We start from the raw sequence: 16,889 nt of genomic DNA, 5'->3' as shown, positions 1-16,889 counted from the left end.
CCTGCGTCCTCAGATCACGATCAGGTCGGCCTGCAAGGCGCCGGCCTGTTTCAGGGCTTCGAGGATCGCCATCAGGTCGCTGGGCGCTGCGCCCACCTGGTTCACCGCACGGACGATTTCATCCAGCGTGGTACCCGGGCCGAACTTGAACATCGGCTTGGCTTCCTGCTGCGCATTCACCCGCGAGCGTGGCACCACCGCGGTCTGGCCATTGGAGAACGGCCCCGGCTGGCTGACGATCGGGTCTTCGGTGATGGTCACGGTCAGGCTGCCGTGGGTCACCGCTGCTGGCGACACCTTGACGTTCTGGCCGATCACGATGGTGCCGGTACGCGAGTTGATGATGACCTTGGCCACGGCCTGGCCCGGGTCGATCTCCAGGTTCTCGAGGATCGACAGGTAGTCCACGCGCTGGGTCGGGTCCATCGGCGCACTGACGCGTACCGAGCCGCCGTCCACAGCTTGCGCTACGCCTGGGCCAAGCAGCTCGTTGACCTTGTCGACAATGCGCTTGGCGGTGGTGAAGTCGGGGCGATTGAGGTTCAGGGTCAGGCTGTTGCCCTGGTTGAAGCCGCTCGGCACGGCACGCTCGACGGAAGCACCACCGGGGATGCGACCTGCCGACGGAACGTTGACGGTAATCTTGGAACCGTCACGACCTTCGGCGTCGAAACCGCCGACCACCAGGTTGCCCTGGGCAATGGCGTATACGTTGCCATCGATACCCTTGAGCGGGGTCATCAGCAGGCTGCCGCCGCGCAGGCTCTTGGAGTTACCAATCGAGGACACGGTGATATCCACCACCTGGCCCGGCTTGGCGAACGGCGGCAGGTCGGCATGCACCGACACTGCGGCGACGTTTTTCAACTGCACGTTGCCGGAGCCTTCCGGCACCTTGATGCCGAACTGCGACAGCATGTTGTTGAAGGTTTGCAGGGTGAACGGCGTCTGGGTGGTCTGGTCACCCGTGCCGTTGAGCCCCACTACCAGGCCGTAGCCGATCAACTGGTTGGAGCGCACGCCAGAAATGCTGGCAATGTCCTTCAAGCGCTCGGCATGGGCGCCGAACGCGCAGGACAGAAGCAAAGTGGCGGCAATCAGTTGCCTGACGTTGAACATGTTCATCCGTACTCAGAAGGGCCAAAGCGGGCTGAGGAAGAAGCGGTCCAGCCAACCGGGCTGGCTGGCATCGGCGAACGACCCGGTGCCCGAATAGGTGATGCGCGCATCGGCCACGCGGGTGGACGGCACGGTGTTGTCGGTGGCGATGTCGTCGGCGCGGATCAGACCGGCGATGCGCACCAGCTCTTCGCCGGTGTTCAGCGTCATCCATTTCTCGCCGCGCACGGCGATGATGCCGTTGGGCAGCACTTCGGCCACGGTCACGGTGATCGAGCCGGTCAGGGTGTTGCCCTGGGTGGCCTTGCTGTCGCCCTTGGTGGCGCGCTCGCCGCTGTAACCTGCCTCCAGCGACAGGTTGCCGCCGCCGAACGGGTTGTTGGTGCTCGGGGTGGTGCCGAACAAGGACGTCAGGCCAAGGTTGGCGTTGCTGTCCTTTTGAATTTGCGAACCGGCGTTCTTGCTGGCCGAGGTGCGTTCGTTGAGGGTGATGGTGATGATGTCACCCACGCGGAACGCCTTGCGGTCGCTGTACAGGTTCTGCTCGAAACCCGCCTGGTAAATCGAACCGTTGTTGGCCGCTGCCGGCAACGGGGTGCGCGGCAACACCGGCGCATAGTACGGGTCGTTGGGCTTGGCCGTCGGCGCGACGCAACCTGCCAGCAACACCGCCCCCCCCAGGGCAAATACGGACAACAGACGATTCATGACGCTTACCTCACGGTGTAACTGAACTTAAGGCTTACAGCTGCTGGGTAACGAACGACAGCATCTGGTCGGCGGTGGAAATGACCTTGGAGTTCATCTCGTAGGCACGCTGGGTGGTGATCATGTTCACCAGCTCTTCAACGGTGCTGACGTTGGAGTTTTCCAGGGTCTGCTGCAGGGTGGTGCCGAAGCCGTTCAGGCCCGGGGTGCCTACCTGTGGCGCGCCGCTGGCGGCGGTTTCCAGGAACAGGTTGTCACCAATGGCTTGCAGGCCGGCCGGGTTGATGAAGTCGGCGGTCTGCAAGTTGCCGATCACCTGGGCGGCCGGGTTGCCGGCGGTGGTGATCGACACGGTGCCGTCCTGGCCGACGGTGAAGGTCTGGGCGTCGTTCGGCACCACGATCGCAGGCTCCAGGGCGAAGCCGTTGGCGGTGACGATCTGGCCGTCGGAGTTCAGGTGGAAGGTACCGTCACGGGTGTACGAAACCGTGCCGTCCGGTTGCAGCACCTGGAAGAAGCCACGGCCATTGACCGCCAGGTCCAGCGGGTTTTCGGTGGTTTGCAGGCTACCGGTCTGGAAGTTTTTCTGGGTGCCGACAATGCGCACACCGGTACCGACCTGCAGGCCCGACGGCAGTTCGCTGTCCTGGGTGGACTGCGCGCCCGGCTGGCGTTTGATCTGGTACAGCAAGTCCTGGAACTCGGCACGATCACGCTTGAAGCCGGTGGTCGAAACGTTGGCCAGGTTGTTGGAAATGACCGTGAGGTTGGTGTCCTGAGCGGACAGGCCGGTTTTAGCGACCCAAAGAGCCGGAAGCATCAGTTTTCTCCTCGTGCGCCTGTTTTACGGCACCCGTTCAAGTGTGGTTAGCCGAGTTGCAAAACACGCGCCATGGCTTCATCGCCTTCCTTGGCCGCGTTCATCATTTTGACGTGCAGTTCGAATTGGCGGGACAGCGCCAGCACCGAGGTCATTTCTTCCACGGCGTTGACGTTGCTGCCCTCCAGGAAGCCCGACACCACCCGTACGTTGACGTCGGCGGCGGCAGGCTGGCCATTGGTGGTGTGGATCAAACCGTCCAGGCCCTTGGTCAGCCCCTGGGTGTCGGGGTTGACCAGCTTGATGCGGTCGACCTCGGCCATCACCCGAGGGTCTTCGCCCATCGAGCGGATGCTGATGGTGCCGTCCGAGCCCACTTCCACCTTCTGCTCTGGCGGGATGGCGATCGGGCCGCCGTTGCCGATCACCGGCATGCCGTTGCCGGCGCGCAGCACGCCCAGGGCGTCGATGTTCAGGCTGCCGGTGCGCACGTAGGCTTCGCTGCCGTCCGGCGCCTGCACGGCGATGAAGCCTTTGCCGGTGACCGTCACGTCCAGCTCGCGGCCGGTTTCGACCATCGGCCCTTCGCTGAAATCGGTGCCCGGGCGCTCGCTCATGGCAAAGGCCCGCGACGGAAAGCTGTCACCGAACACCGGCATCGAACGCGCCTGCTCCAGGTCGCGCTGAAAGCCGTTGGTGGAAATGTTCGCCAGGTTGTTGGCGTGGGCCTTTTGCGCCAGCGCGTTCTGGCTGGCGCCGGTCATGGCCACATAAAGCAGTTTGTCCACAGTCATCCTCCGCTGCACTGGCGAGCGTTTGCCGCTTGCCGTTGCTGTGCAGGCTATAAAGCAAGTTCCGAACCAACTTTTTTAAAATGCGAAAAGGCCCGTATTTACGGGCCTTTTCGGGGGATGACAGAGAAGTGGACGTCGGTTATCCGGCGCGGGGTTGCCGGGGGCGGCAAAGGGTTGCATAAGCAGGGCCGGCCTCATCGCGGATGAATCCGCTCCTACACGATACCTGTAGGAGCGGATTCATCCGCGATGAGGCCGACCCATGAATCACCGATCCCGACACCCGGCATTGTTGTAGGGGCCGGCAAACCGCTTCCAGCCATCCCCCGGCGACCATTGCAAACACACCAGTCGCCCGTCCACCTGGCTTTCCCAGCGCCACCACGGGGCGGGGCCGGCATTGGCCTGTAGCAGGGCGAATGTGGCGAGTAGTGTGAGGGCGAGCTTTTTCATCAGGCCTCCAGAATGTCGGGGCCGCTTTGCGGCCCTTTCGCGACACGAGGCCGCTCCCACAGGGGTATGCAATCTCCTGTGGGAGCGGCCTCGTGTCGCGAAAGGGCTGCGCAGCAGCCCCGGATCACCATACCATCAAGTCATCTGAATGATGGTCTGCATCACAGTGCTTTCAGTCGAAATGGTCTTGGCGTTCGCCTGGTAGTTGCTCTGCGCCTTGATCAGCTCGACCAGCTCCTGGGTCAGGTTAACGTTCGAACCTTCCAGCGCGTTGGACTCAACGCTACCCAGCGTACCGGTTTTCGGTGCATCGATACCCGGAATGCCCGACGAGTAGGTTTCAGTCCAGCGGGTGCCGCCAATCTGCTGCAGGCCCTGCTCGTTGGCAAAGCTGGCCAGGGCCACCTGGCCGATGGCGCGGGACTGCTGGTTGCTGAAGCTGGCAAACAGCACGCCGGTGGAGTCGATGCTCAGGCTCGACAGGATGCCGGTGGCATAGCCGTCCTGGGACTGCGACATGCGCGCGGTCTCGGTGTTGTACGAGGTGGTGCTGTTCATCGACAGCTTCATCCCGTCGGTGTTGCCGACCGCACCGTTGGCCGCCCAGTTGCCCGAGGCATCTTCCACGGCCGGCACCCAGCCAGTCATGGTGAAGACGTTGTTGGTCACGGTGAACGACGCGCCAGTCGGGTGGCCGGTGTTGTCAGCGGTCATGCTGGCCACCGAACCGTCGCTGTTGAAGCTGATGGTGCCGGTCAGCGGCTCGGTGGAAGACGGGTCGAACGGGTTGCGGCCGTCCACCAGGGTGTACATGGTCCACTCGTTGGTGCCGGTCTTGCGGTAGAACTGCTCCATGGTGTGCTCGTTACCCTGACTGTCGTAAACCTTGGTCGGGAACGACTTGGTGTAGGTGGTTTCGTCAGAGGGGTCGAACACCTTGTTCGGGACCATGTTGCCAGTGCCGTCATCGACGGTCAGCGGGATGTCGGCCGCCGAGGAATTCAGGTTGATGCCCTGGTCGATCAGGGTGGTGGCCTTTGGCTTGAGTGCCGAGGTGTCGATCTGCAGATCGGTCAGCACACCTTTCTGGATCTTGCCGGTCGAATCCGCCGCGTAACCTTGCAGGCGAAGGCCGTCGGAGGTGACCACGTAGTTGTCCTTGTCGGCCTGGAAGGCGCCGGCACGGGTATACACCTGCGAGCCGTTATCGGACAGCACGAAGAAGCCCTGGCCCTGGATACCCATGTCCAGCACGTTGCCGGTGTTGTTGACATCACCCTGGGTGAACTGCTGCGAAACGGCTGCCAGGCGCACGCCGTTGCCGATCTGGTTCTTGCCCACGCCCAGGCGGTTGGCGCCTGCGTAAACGTCGGCGAACTCGGCACGCGACGACTTGAAACCGGTGGTGTTGACGTTGGCGATGTTGTTGCCGGTAACGTCCAGTTGCTTGTTGGCTGCGTACAGACCGCTAAGGCCGATATTGAAAGACATGAATTCGCTCCTTGTGCCGCGCTAGCGGGCCTTAGATACCGATGGTTTGTACGTCGGAGAGGGAAACCTTGCCGACACCGGCCAGGTTGAGGACCATTTCGCCGGTGGCGTTGAAGCTGACGCTGGTCACCTTGGCCGGCAACAGCGTGTTCATCTGCACCGACTCGCCGTCCACCGTGGTGGTGGCGGTGAAGGTGTACGTACCCGGGTCGACTTTCTCGCCGCTGCTGTTGGTTCCGTCCCAGATGAAGTCGGCGTAACCGGCAGCCTGCTCGCCCAGCTCGATGGTCTTGACGGTGTTGCCTTCCGAGTCCTTGATGGTGACCTTCGCTTCGCTGATCGCTTGCGGCACGACAAACTGTGCGTTGAAGCTTTCTGCGGTATCGACGATCGCCTTGTCGTTCTGCACCACCACCGAACGCCCCACCAGGGACGAGGCTTGCAGTGCCTGGGACGAGGCCATGGCGTTGGTGATACTGGTGACCGACTCGTTCAGCGAGGTGATGCCTTCAAGGCTGCTGAACTGCGCCAGCTGGGCCACGAACTCGCCGTTTTCCTGCGGGTCGAGCGGGTTCTGGTGCTGCATCTGGGTAACCAGCAGCTGCAGAAACGCGTCCTTGCCGAGGCTGTCGGTGCCGGTGCTGGAAGCCGTGTCGGTAGTGGTCTTCTTGGTGCCGGTGCTGACGCCGGACGCCGAGAGGACATCATTGAGGTTTACGCTGGAAGTATCGATTGCCATGGTCCGAGTTCCTTATCACTGACCCAGGGTCAGGACCTTCTGCATCATGTTCTTGGCGGTGTTCATCAGCTCGGCGTTGGTCTGGAACGCACGGCTGGCAGAAATCATGTCTGCCATCTCTTCAACCACGTTGACGTTCGGGTAGTAGACGTAGCCGTCCTTGTTCGCCGCCGGGTGGTTGGGTTCGTAACGCGCCTCCAGGTTGCTCTGGTCTTCGATGATGCCCTTGACCTGCACACCCTGCCCTGCCTCGTTCTGGTCCTCGAACAGCGACTGGCCGGTGCCGTTTTGCGCGTTCTGGAAGGTGGTGGCAAACACCGGGTGGCGGGCGCGGTAAGTCTGATCGATGCTCGACGAAACGGTCTCGGCGTTGGCGATGTTGGAGGCCACGGTATTGAGGCGGGTGTTCTGCGCGCTCATGCCGCTACCGGCGATGTTGAAAACACTGGACAGGGACATGGTTATTCTCCGCGCAGGGCCGAAACCAGCCCTTTGAATTTACTGTTGAGCAAGGTGAAGCTGGCCTGGAAGCCGATGGCGTTTTCCGTGTAGTTCGATTGCTCGATCTGGGCGTCCACGGTGTTCTGGTCGATCGAAGGCTGAGTCGGCGTGCGGTATTGCAGCGTGTCGTCAGCCATCGCCAAGCCTTCGGCCTCGATGTGACGGCTGTTGGTGCGGTCCATGGTGAAACGGCCGCCTTGCTGCTGTTTCTGGCTTTCGGCGGCGAGCACCGACGAAAAGTCCATATCACGCGCCTTGTAGTTGGGCGTGTCGGCGTTGGCGATGTTGTTGGCCAGCACCTCGGCGCGCTGGGCGCGGAAGCCCAATGCCTTTTCGTGGATGCCAAGTGCCTTGTCGAAACTGATGCTCATGTCGGGGAAACCTTCGAAGGTTGACCGGAATGTCGTTGGCGAAGGTATAGCAAGGGCTGTGCCAAGCTTGAGGAAGCCCGGAAATGCTGGGTTTTGGCGGGATGCGGTCGACAGGAGATGCCAGAAAAGCGGCAAAGTGCTTCCGCTCGGGGATGGGAAAGCGGCAATGGGCGGGTGGCAAAAGCGGCAAAACAAAAAATTGACGTTGGGTGGGTATGGCGCCGCTTGCGCGGCGCATCGCGGATAAATCCGCTCCTACAGGGATTACGCGCAACCTGTAGGAGCGGATTTATCCGCGATGCGGCGCGCAAGCGGCGCTTGATCTTGCAGGCGCAGTCACTTGGCCTGGTAAATGATCCCCGGGCTGCACTGCACCATCTGGTAATGGTCCGGCAACCCGTTCAGCGCCTCGGACGCCCCCAGGAACAGATACCCACCCGGCTTCAGCGTGCTGTGAATCCGCAGCAAGATGTCCTTCTTCACCTGTGCCGAAAAATAGATCAGCACGTTGCGGCAGAACACGATGTCGAACTTGCCCAGGCTCGCATAGCTGTCGAGCAGGTTGAACGAGCGAAACTCCACACGGCTGCGAATCGCAGGCTTCACCGCCCAACGCCCCGGCCCTTTGGTGTCGAAATAACGCTGCAGGCGCTCCTGGGACAGGCCCCGGGCAATCGCCAGGCTGTCATATTCGCCGGTCTTGCAGTTGTTGAGCATCGAACCCGACAAATCGGTAGCGACGATCTGCGCCCCCATCTTCAACTGGCCCAGGTTGCTGCGCTCGAACTCGTCGATGGCCATCGAAATCGAGTAAGGCTCCTGCCCCGACGAGCACGCCGCCGACCACATGCGCAGACGCTGGCCCGGGTTGTTCTTGATGAACTCGGGAATGACCTTGTTCTTCAACACCTCGAATGGGTAGGTATCGCGAAACCACAGGGTTTCGTTGGTGGTCATCGCATCGACCACCTGCTCGCGCAGCCCGCCTCGCGGCTGCAACTGGATACGCTGCACCAGCTCGCCCAGGCTCTTGATGCCCTGTTGCTCCATCAACTTGTTGAGACGGCTGGAGACCAGGTACTGCTTATTCTCGCCCAGCAGGATGCCACAGGCTTTCTCCAGGAATACCCGGAACTGTTCGAAATCCAAATTACCCGTAGACACTACTGCCGCCTCTCTTCAATCACTGGTGCCGGGAGCTTGCCCCGGCTGCTTCAATGCGTTGCCTTGATCCGGTCGACCACCCGCTGGGCGAGGTCGTCCGGCTTGAACTTGGCCAGGAAGTCATCCGCCCCAACCTTCTTGACCATCGCCTGGTTGAACACCCCGGACAGCGAAGTATGCAGGCAGATGTGCAGCTTTTGCATGCGCGGGTCGCTGCGGATCTCCGCTGTAAGCGTATAGCCGTCCATCTCCGGCATTTCAATGTCGGAGATCATCATCAGGAACTCGTCTTCCGGGCGCTTGCCCTCGTCCACCAGCTTGCGCAGGTAGTCCAGTGCCTGGCGGCCATCGTTGAGCGCCACCACTTCCACACCCACCGTCTGCAGGCAACGGCTGACCTGCTTGCGCGCCACCGACGAGTCGTCGACAGTCAGCACCCGCAGCGTCACGGCCTTGTCCTGCACCTCGGCATCGACCACACCGGCCGACACGGTTTCAGACGACGGCGCCACTTCCGCGAGCACTTTTTCCACGTCGATGATTTCGACCATGCGGTTGTCGACCCGGGTAACAGCGGTCAGGTAGTGATCGCGGCCAGTACCCTTGGGTGGCGGGTGGATTTCTTCCCAGTTCATGTTGACGATGCGCTCCACCGAGTGCACCAAAAAGCCCTGGGTCTTGGTGTTGTACTCGGTGATGATCACGAAGCTCTTGCGCGTCTCTTCCTTGAGGCCCGGCAAGCCGGTCGCCATCGACAGATCAAGGATCGGGATGGTCGCCCCGCGAATATTGGCAACGCCCCGCACCACCGAGTGCGCCTTGGGCAGCAAGGTCAGCGCCGGGCACTGCAGCACCTCGCGGACCTTGAACACGTTGATCCCGTAAAGCTGCTCGCCGTTGAGGCGGAACAGCAGCAATTCCAGACGATTCTGCCCAACCAGCTGCGTGCGCTGGTTGACTGAATCCATTACCCCCGCCATGCCTGACTCCTTTTTCTTTCTGCCGTTTCGTTGCCCTTCAGCTACCGAGTCGGCACGGGCTTTGCTTTTTTGAGCGCCATGCACACGAAAACGACAATTTTCCGACGACTGACGCACCTGCTTAACGGCTGGCTGGCCGTGCTGTGCCTGCTGGCACCCGGCACTCGCACGCTGGCGGATGCGGTTACCTTGCCTGAACAGCTTATCGGTGTCACCCAAGGGTTTCTTGAATTCACCGTCGAAGATTACCTGGCCACCACCCAGACGCCAGGGCGCTACGAGATCCAGGTCAACAACCTCGACCCGCGCCTGCGCATGCCGCTGTGCAGCCAACAGCTGGACGCCTCGCTGGAAAGCCCGGCGCAGCCACTGGGCCGCGTGACCGTGCGGGTACGCTGTGACGGCAGCGCACCCTGGACGGTGTTCGTGCCGGCCACCGTGAAGTTGTTCCGCGATGTGGTGGTGGTCACCCGCCCGCTCAAGCGCGGCAACACCGTGGGCGAAGGCGACGTGGCCCTGCGCGAGCGTGACGTGGGCACCTTGGGCCAGGGCTTTTTGAGCGAGCTTGACCAGGCGGTGGGCATGAAGATGCTGCGCCCCACGGTGCTCGATCAGGTTTTGACGCCACAACACCTGGAGCAGGCCGAAGTGATTCGCAAGGGCGACCAGGTGGTGATCATCGCCCGAAGCGGCACCCTCAGCGTGCGCATGCCCGGTGAAGCCTTGAGCAAAGGCGGCCAAGGCGAGCAAATCCGGGTGCGTAACCTCAATTCCAAACGGGTGGTCAAGGCACGGGTAACCGGGCCCGGGCAAGTCGAGGTCGCCATGTAGATTGAGGTGGCGGCAAGGAACCGCATTTCCTAAACTGTGTCTGAAACCGGGTTCGCGGGCACGCCGACAGGCGGCTGTGCATTTATGCCTAAAGTTTCTTTCAAGCCGGTCGAAAACAAGGCAAGCGTCCAAAATACCCAGAGGTTTCTGATCATGGCCATCGACTTCAGTCGTTTGAACAACTCTCCGTCCGTCACGGGCGGCGTACGCAGCAATGCCACGCCCACCAGCGCCGAAAAAACCGGCGAAACCAGCGAAGCGCCTAAAAGCGCCACCGCAAGCGGAGAAGCGGTAACCCTCAGCCAAGAGGCCCAGCAGTTGCAAAAGATCAGCGACAAGCTGCGCGACCAGCCCGTGGTCGACAGCGCCCGTGTGGCGCAGTTGAAACAGGCCATCGCAGACGGCAGCTACAAGGTCGATGCCGGCCGGGTCGCGAGCAAACTGCTCAATTTTGAAGCCCAGCGCTAACCGCACGGCGCGCTGACTTCACGGACGCTTAAAACCCAAGAGTTAGCCATGCACGACATCACTTTGCTGCAACTGATCGAAGATGACATCGCCCCGACCCAGGAACTGCTCGACCTGCTGCAGCGGGAAGCCGTTGCCCTGCACGGCCGGGACATGGCGCCGCTGGAGGGCATTCTGGCCCGCAAGCAGTCGCTGATCGTCCTGCTCGAGCAGCAAGGCCTTCGCCGCAACAACCTGCTCACCAGCCTCGGCCTGAGCGCCGACCGTGCCGGTGTTCAGGCGCTGGCCGCGCAGTCGCCCAACGGCGAAGTGATCATGCAGCAACTGAATGTGCTGACCCAGTTGATGGACGCCTGCCAGAAGGTCAACGAGACCAATGGCCGGATCATCCAGGTGCAGCAGCACGTGACCGCCAACCAGATCAGAATCCTCATGGGCGGCGATTCTCCGTCGCTCTACGACAGCCGCGGCGCCACTTCGCCACTGGCCAAGCCCCGGGCTATCAGCCAAGTGTGATTTTTTCTATCAAGGCACGGAACATACTGGCAAAATGCCGTTACTTGCGTGTGCCGTTTTTGCCTGGAGATTGATAACCCGTGTTCAATGAAACCGATGCTCCGCAGCCACCAAAGGTGCTGAACACCCCTTTGGAGATCGCGGCCAACCTGCGCCAGCTGCAGGACAGCCATGATCCCCTGATCATCACCTTCCATGAGCGCAGCCAGCGGTTCCAGAGCTACGTGGTGCATGTGGACCGTGAGAGCAACGTGCTGGCGCTGGACGAAATGATCCCGCGTGATGGCGAGAAGTTCATCGAAAACGGTGAACCTTTCCGTGTCGAAGGCTTCCATGACGGCGTGCGTATTGCCTGGGAATGCAACCACGAGCTGCGCATCACTGAAGTCGATGGCCACCGTTCGTACCGTGGCGCGATGCCGGAAGAAATGACCTACCACCAGCGCCGCAACGCCTTCCGCGCAGCGCTGAAGTTGTCGCAGCTGGTGGATGTCATCCTTGACGGCACCCACCTCAAGGGCAACGGTGCCCTGCGTGGCAAACTGCTCGACATTTCTGCCACGGGCTGCAAACTGCGCTTCGACGGCAATGTCGAAGACCGCCTGCAGCTGGGCCAGGTGTATGAGCGCTTCAAGGCAGGCAACCCGCTGGGCCTGGTGGATACCATGGTCGAGCTGCGCCACCTGCACTACGAAGAGCGGATCAACACCACCTTTGCCGGCGTGCGCTTCCATAACCTGAACGGGCAGGCGCAGCGCAAGATCGAGAGTTTTGTGTACCAACTGCAGCGTGAAGCGCGGCGGTTCGACAAAGACGATTATTGATTGTCGGGCTGATCTAAAAACGCACTAAGATCGTCGGGGCCGCTTTGCGGCCCTTTCGCGACACAAGGCCGCTCCCACATAGTCCGCCATGATCCTGGAAATGCCGGGTTTGCGCGGTCCGTGTGGGAGCGGCCTTGTGTCGCGAAAGGGCTGCGCAGCAGCCCCGACGTTCTTGAGTTAACGATTACACCCATTGGGTGGCGTTTTTGTTTTCGGCCTGATGCGTCGGCCTCAAACCGGCTTGCCGACCTCTACCTCCGGCTCCACCTTCCCCTCGTCCTCGGTATCCTCAGCCGCCACCGGCGCCTGCATCACCTCCTGCACCGTCTGCTCATCCACCCGTGGGTCAAGTGCCGCCGACAATGGCGAACCGGCCGCTGGCATCGCCACGTGGCCCAGCGGTGCGTCCTGCACCTGGTGCAGCCCGGTAACCGCTTTCGGCCGGATGCGCCACACCAGCACCAGTGCAAAGAACAGGAAGAAGGCATACAGCATCTGCGCGCCCAGCACTTTCATCAGCACCCCTGCCGCCAGCGGCCCGATACAGGCACCGACGCCATAGGTGACCAACAACATCGCCGTCAGCGACACCCGCCGCTCGCTTTCCACGTGGTCATTGGAAAACGCCACGGCCAACGGATAGAGGCAGAACTGCAGCAAGGAAATCACAAAACCGATACCAAACAGCAATTCCAGTGGCACGCTGGGCATGATCGCCAGCGGCGCAGAAGCCAGCGCCAGCCCAACCGCCGCGCTGCGAATCAGCACGGCCCGGTCATAGCGGTCGGACAGCCAGCCCAATGGCCACTGCACCAGCAACCCGGCAAAAATACAGCAGCCCATGAACAAACCGATCTGCTCGGTCGTAAGCCCTTGGCTGGACGCATACAACGGTGCCAGGCCGTAGAACGAACCCACGATCAGACCCGAGCCGAGCACCGTGCTAAGCGACTGCGGCACGCGCTTGATGAAGAACTTGGGCTCCATCGGCGCCGGGCGCAACGGCGCGGGGTGAATGCGCCGGGTCATGGCCACCGGCACCAGGCACAGGGCAAAGCACATGGCCACCAGCATCAGCAGTTCCGGCCCCAGTTGCGGGTGCACCACCAGAATCAGCTGGCCAAGCACCAGCCCCAGGTACGAGGCGATCATGTAACCACTGAACACCGCGCCACGGTGCTTGGCATCGGCCTGCTCGTTCAGCCAGCTTTCGATGACCATGTACTGGCACATCATGCCCAGGCCGACGATCATCCGCAGCCCGATCCACACGGGCAACCAACTGGTCAGCCCATGCCCAAGCACGGCCGCGCCGACGATCCCCGCACACGTGGCATACGCCCGAATGTGCCCCACCCGCCCGATCAGCCGGTGGCCCACCTTGCCGCCCACGGCCAGGCCAAAGTAGTTGGCCGCCATCAGCGCACCTACCCACAGGCTGTCGACATGATCGGCCGCCAGGCGCAGCGCCAGGTAGGTACTGAGCAAGCCCGAGCCGATGAGCATCATCAAGGCGGCGAAATACAGCGACTGAAACGGCTTCCAGATGTTTCGCATACGTCCCCTCGGGCTCCTTGGTCAGGTGGCGTTGGCTTGCTGGCAAGCATAAAAGCAAACGCGCCGCAGTGCAGGCCCCTGAAGGCGAAATTAAGGTTTGGGGGCGTGTCCAGTGGCGCTTGTGTCGCGATCAGGCCTGCGCGGCCAGCACGCGCCGCTCCCACGGCGTGATCTCATTGAAGAAATCGGTCAGTTCCAGGGTCTTGGTGGCAACGTAGCCTTCGATGAACTCGGTGCCGAACAGTTCCCGTGCCAGCGCACTGCGCTTGAGGCGATCAAGCGCGGCATGCAGGGTGCACGGCAGGCTCAGGTGCTCGGGCACCTCGAACTCGCCCTGAATGGCTGGCGCAGGCTGCAGGCGTTGTTCGATACCGTGCAGGCCGGCGGCGAGGCTGGCGGCAATGGCCAGATAAGGGTTGGCATCGGCGCCGGGCAAGCGGTTTTCGACACGCCGCGCCACCGGCGCACTGGCCGGGATGCGCAGGCCGGCAGCGCGGTTGTCCTCGGACCAGCAGGCATTGTTTGGCGAGGCGTAAGGGTGGCACAGGCGCTGGTAGGAATTGACGTTGGGCGCGAACAGCGCGGTGAAGTCGGCCATGCATGCCTGCTGGCCACCGATGAAGTGATGGAACGTGTCAGTCGGATGGCCGTGTTCGTCGCTGAACACGTTACGCCCGCTGGCGACATCCACCACGCTCTGGTGGATGTGCATCGAACTGCCAGGCGTGTGCGCCAGCGGCTTGGCCATGCATACCACGGTCAGACCATGCTTGAGCGCCACTTCCTTGAGCAGGTGCTTGAACAGGAACGTCTGATCGGCCAGCAGCAGTGGGTCGCCATGCAACAGGTTGATCTCGAACTGGCTGACGCCCATTTCGTGCATGAAGGTGTCACGCGGCAGGCCCAGCGCCGCCATGCACTGGTACACCTCCTGAAAGAAAGGCCGCAGGCCATTGTTGGAGCTGACACTGAAGGCCGAATGGCCCAGTTCGCGGCGGCCATCCTTGCCCAGCGGCGGCTGGAACGGCTGGAGCGGGTCGCTGTTGGGCGAGAAGACGAAAAATTCGAGTTCGGTGGCGACCACGGGGGCCAGGCCCAACGCAGCGTAGCGGGCAATCACGGCCTTGAGCTGGCCACGGGTGGAAAGCGCCGATGGCCTGCCATCAAGTTCATTGGCATCGCAGATGGCCAGCGCAAGGCCCTCTTCGCTCCACGGCAACCGGTGGGTTTGCGTGTGTTCTGCCACCAGCGCCAGGTCGCCGTCGTCGCTGCCGTAGAACCTGGCCGGTGGGTAGCCACCCATGATGCATTGCAGCAAGACGCCCCGGGCCATTTGCAGGCGGCGGCCTTCGAGGAAGCCTTCGGCGGTCATCACCTTGCCGCGGGGGACGCCGTTGAGGTCGGGGGTGACGCATTCGATCTGGTCGATGCCTTTGAGCTGCTCGGCCAGGGAATGCTGGGCTGCGGTGGTCATGACGCTTGTCCTTGTTGTTATAGGCTGGCAACAACATAGGCTGGGGGTGTTTAAAATATCAAGCACCCCCTTTGGGCCTCATCGCGGATAAATCCGCTCCTACAGGCGCGTGATATCCCTGTAGGAGCGGATTTATCCGCGAGAGGCCCGCACAGGCAAACACTACTCCCTCAACGTCATGCCATTGGCAGGCAACGGCAACGCCGTCTTGTACCGCACCTGCTTCAAGGCAAAACTCGACCGGATGTTCGCCACCCCCGGCAACCGCGTCAGGTAATCCAGAAACCGCTCCAGCGCCTGGATGCTCGGCAGCAACACCCTAAGCAGGTAATCCGGGTCCCCCGTCATCAGGTAGCACTCCATCACCTCTGGCCGCTCGGCGATCTCTTCCTCAAAACGATGCAGCGCCTGCTCCACCTGCTTTTCCAGGCTCACGTGGATAAACACGTTCACATCCAGCCCCAGCACCTCCGGCGACAGCAACGTCACCTGCTGACGAATCACCCCCAGTTCCTCCATGGCCTTGACCCGGTTGAAACACGGCGTGGGCGACAGGTTCACCGAACGCGCCAGCTCGGCGTTGGTGATGCGGGCGTTGTCCTGCAGGCTGTTGAGAATGCCGATATCCGTACGATCCAGTTTGCGCATGAGACAAAATCACCGGTTTTTTGTGTTTATCCGGAATGTTTATCTCCCCCGCCCGGCAAAGGCAATCAACTTGAGAGAAAAATTCTCCCGGGGTGTCACTACTATGTAACTGACGCTGACCTGCCAGTCACAAGCCGGCACTCAGCGGCGGCCGCTTCAAAGCTCACAAAAACAATATCCGAGCGAGCGTAAAAAGCATGAACGAGTACGCCCCCCTGCGTTTGCATGTGCCCGAGCCTACCGGCCGGCCAGGCTGCCAGACCGATTTTTCCTACCTGCGCCTGAACGACGCAGGTTCTGTTCGTAAGCCCGCCATCGATGTCGAGGCAACCGACACTGCCGACCTGTCCTACAGCCTGATACGCGTGCTCGACGAGCACGGCAACGCTCAAGGCCCCTGGGCTGAAGGCATCGACCCGCAGATTTTGCGCCAAGGCATGCGCGCCATGCTCAAGACGCGCATCTTCGACAGCCGCATGGTGGTTGCCCAGCGCCAGAAGAAGATGTCCTTCTATATGCAGAGCTTGGGCGAGGAAGCCATCGGCAGCGCCCAGGCCCTGGCGCTCAACCGCACCGACATGTGCTTCCCCACCTACCGCCAGCAAAGCATCCTGATGGCCCGCGACGTTTCGCTGGTGGAAATGATCTGCCAGTTGCTGTCCAATGAGCGCGACCCGCTCAAGGGCCGCCAACTGCCGATCATGTACTCGGTACGTGAAGCCGGCTTCTTCACCATCAGCGGCAACCTCGCGACGCAGTTCGTGCAGGCAGTCGGCTGGGCCATGGCCTCGGCCATCAAGGGTGATACCAAGATCGCCTCGGCCTGGATCGGTGACGGCGCCACGGCAGAATCCGACTTCCACACCGCCCTCACCTTCGCCCACGTGTACCGCGCCCCGGTAATCCTCAATGTGGTCAACAACCAATGGGCGATCTCCACCTTCCAGGCCATCGCCGGCGGTGAGCAAACCACCTTCGCCGGCCGTGGCGTGGGTTGCGGCATCGCTTCGTTGCGGGTGGACGGCAACGACTTCGTGGCCGTTTACGCTGCCTCCCGCTGGGCTGCCGAACGTGCCCGCCGCGGCTTGGGCCCAAGCCTGATCGAATGGGTCACCTACCGCGCCGGCCCGCACTCGACTTCGGACGACCCGTCCAAGTACCGCCCCGCCGACGACTGGAGCCACTTCCCGTTGGGCGACCCGATTGCCCGCTTGAAGCAGCACCTGATCAAGATCGGCCACTGGTCCGAAGAAGAGCACCAGGCCACCACCGCCGAATTCGAAGCCGCCGTGATTGCCGCGCAGAAGGAAGCCGAACAGTACGGCACCCTGGCCAACGGCCATATCCCGAGCGCCGCCTCGATGTTCGAGGACGTGTACAAGGACATGCCCGACCACCTGCGTCGCCAGCGCCAGGAACTGGGGGTTTGAC

At 61.9% G+C, this 16,889-nt stretch carries 19 protein-coding genes; 5 read left to right on the top strand and 14 right to left on the bottom strand.

Annotated features, from left to right (window positions below; translation table 11 throughout):
• Positions 1–9: 9 nt before the first annotated feature.
• From PVV54_RS07500 to PVV54_RS07450, 11 genes are all read right to left on the bottom strand, one after another.
• Complete coding sequence (locus PVV54_RS07500; protein ID WP_274910402.1) at positions 10–1,119, bottom strand: flagellar basal body P-ring protein FlgI; 1,110 nt, start codon at positions 1,117–1,119, stop codon at positions 10–12.
• 12 nt (positions 1,120–1,131) lie between these two features.
• Positions 1,132–1,827: a flagellar basal body L-ring protein FlgH gene (gene flgH / locus PVV54_RS07495; RefSeq protein ID WP_274909318.1), complete on the bottom strand. Its 696-nt coding sequence runs from the start codon at positions 1,825–1,827 to the stop codon at positions 1,132–1,134.
• 34 nt (positions 1,828–1,861) lie between these two features.
• Positions 1,862–2,647, bottom strand: coding sequence for a flagellar basal-body rod protein FlgG (flgG, locus tag PVV54_RS07490; protein ID WP_274909317.1), 786 nt, complete (start codon positions 2,645–2,647; stop codon positions 1,862–1,864).
• 47 nt (positions 2,648–2,694) lie between these two features.
• Complete coding sequence (flgF, locus tag PVV54_RS07485) at positions 2,695–3,435, bottom strand: flagellar basal-body rod protein FlgF (RefSeq protein ID WP_274909316.1); 741 nt, start codon at positions 3,433–3,435, stop codon at positions 2,695–2,697.
• 273 nt (positions 3,436–3,708) lie between these two features.
• Positions 3,709–3,894 (bottom strand): hypothetical protein, encoded by a 186-nt coding sequence (locus PVV54_RS07480; RefSeq protein WP_274909315.1) that lies wholly within the window; start codon positions 3,892–3,894, stop codon positions 3,709–3,711.
• A gap of 135 nt (positions 3,895–4,029) precedes the next feature.
• Positions 4,030–5,385, bottom strand: coding sequence for a flagellar hook protein FlgE (flgE, locus tag PVV54_RS07475; RefSeq protein WP_274909314.1), 1,356 nt, complete (start codon positions 5,383–5,385; stop codon positions 4,030–4,032).
• Between the two features lie 31 nt (positions 5,386–5,416).
• Entirely contained in the window at positions 5,417–6,124 is a 708-nt protein-coding gene (flgD, locus tag PVV54_RS07470) for a flagellar hook assembly protein FlgD (RefSeq protein WP_274909313.1), read from the bottom strand.
• Positions 6,125–6,139: 15 nt separating this feature from the next.
• The gene (gene flgC / locus PVV54_RS07465) at positions 6,140–6,583 is read right to left on the bottom strand and encodes a flagellar basal body rod protein FlgC (RefSeq protein ID WP_274909312.1); all 444 of its coding nucleotides are present in this window, start codon (positions 6,581–6,583) and stop codon (positions 6,140–6,142) included.
• 2 nt (positions 6,584–6,585) lie between these two features.
• Positions 6,586–6,996: a flagellar basal body rod protein FlgB gene (gene flgB, locus PVV54_RS07460; RefSeq protein ID WP_274909311.1), complete on the bottom strand. Its 411-nt coding sequence runs from the start codon at positions 6,994–6,996 to the stop codon at positions 6,586–6,588.
• A gap of 336 nt (positions 6,997–7,332) precedes the next feature.
• Positions 7,333–8,160 carry a protein-glutamate O-methyltransferase CheR gene (cheR, locus tag PVV54_RS07455; protein ID WP_274909310.1) on the bottom strand — a complete coding sequence of 276 codons (828 nt, stop codon included), beginning with the start codon at positions 8,158–8,160 and terminating at the stop codon, positions 7,333–7,335.
• Positions 8,161–8,210: 50 nt separating this feature from the next.
• Positions 8,211–9,140, bottom strand: a complete 930-nt coding sequence (locus tag PVV54_RS07450) for a chemotaxis protein CheV (protein WP_274909309.1) — start codon at positions 9,138–9,140, stop codon at positions 8,211–8,213.
• Positions 9,141–9,218: 78 nt separating this feature from the next.
• Here PVV54_RS07450 and flgA point away from each other — a divergent pair, with 78 nt between their 5' ends.
• The 4 genes from flgA (at position 9,219) to PVV54_RS07430 (ending at position 11,779) form a co-directional block, all read left to right on the top strand.
• Positions 9,219–9,971, top strand: a complete 753-nt coding sequence (flgA, locus tag PVV54_RS07445; RefSeq protein ID WP_274909308.1) for a flagellar basal body P-ring formation chaperone FlgA — start codon at positions 9,219–9,221, stop codon at positions 9,969–9,971.
• Positions 9,972–10,124: 153 nt separating this feature from the next.
• Positions 10,125–10,439 (top strand): flagellar biosynthesis anti-sigma factor FlgM, encoded by a 315-nt coding sequence (gene flgM / locus PVV54_RS07440; protein ID WP_274909307.1) that lies wholly within the window; start codon positions 10,125–10,127, stop codon positions 10,437–10,439.
• 48 nt (positions 10,440–10,487) lie between these two features.
• On the top strand, positions 10,488–10,955 hold the full coding sequence (locus PVV54_RS07435) for a flagella synthesis protein FlgN (RefSeq protein WP_274909306.1): 468 nt from the start codon (positions 10,488–10,490) through the stop codon (positions 10,953–10,955).
• 80 nt (positions 10,956–11,035) lie between these two features.
• Positions 11,036–11,779 carry a flagellar brake protein gene (locus PVV54_RS07430; protein ID WP_274909305.1) on the top strand — a complete coding sequence of 248 codons (744 nt, stop codon included), beginning with the start codon at positions 11,036–11,038 and terminating at the stop codon, positions 11,777–11,779.
• A 231-nt stretch (positions 11,780–12,010) separates the two neighbouring features.
• On the opposite strand, the gene PVV54_RS07425 is transcribed toward PVV54_RS07430, so the two are convergent.
• The 3 genes from PVV54_RS07425 to bkdR all read right to left on the bottom strand — a co-directional run bounded on the left by PVV54_RS07425 (position 12,011) and on the right by bkdR (position 15,458).
• Positions 12,011–13,336, bottom strand: coding sequence for an MFS transporter (locus PVV54_RS07425; protein ID WP_274909304.1), 1,326 nt, complete (start codon positions 13,334–13,336; stop codon positions 12,011–12,013).
• A gap of 130 nt (positions 13,337–13,466) precedes the next feature.
• Entirely contained in the window at positions 13,467–14,708 is a 1,242-nt protein-coding gene (locus tag PVV54_RS07420; RefSeq protein WP_274910401.1) for a glutamine synthetase family protein, read from the bottom strand.
• A gap of 264 nt (positions 14,709–14,972) precedes the next feature.
• A complete protein-coding gene (bkdR, locus tag PVV54_RS07415) occupies positions 14,973–15,458 on the bottom strand; it encodes a Bkd operon transcriptional regulator BkdR (protein ID WP_008098689.1) in 486 nt (161 codons plus the stop codon).
• A 197-nt stretch (positions 15,459–15,655) separates the two neighbouring features.
• Between bkdR and PVV54_RS07410 the strand changes: the two genes are divergently transcribed.
• Complete coding sequence (locus PVV54_RS07410) at positions 15,656–16,888, top strand: 3-methyl-2-oxobutanoate dehydrogenase (2-methylpropanoyl-transferring) subunit alpha (RefSeq protein ID WP_274909303.1); 1,233 nt, start codon at positions 15,656–15,658, stop codon at positions 16,886–16,888.
• The last annotated feature ends 1 nt before the right edge of the window (position 16,889 follow it).

It is taken from the genome of Pseudomonas sp. PSKL.D1, assembly GCF_028898945.1.
GTDB lineage: Bacteria > Pseudomonadota > Gammaproteobacteria > Pseudomonadales > Pseudomonadaceae > Aquipseudomonas.
The sequence above is the reverse complement of the archived record's forward strand: the minus strand, read 5'-3'. Positions and strand labels throughout refer to the sequence as shown.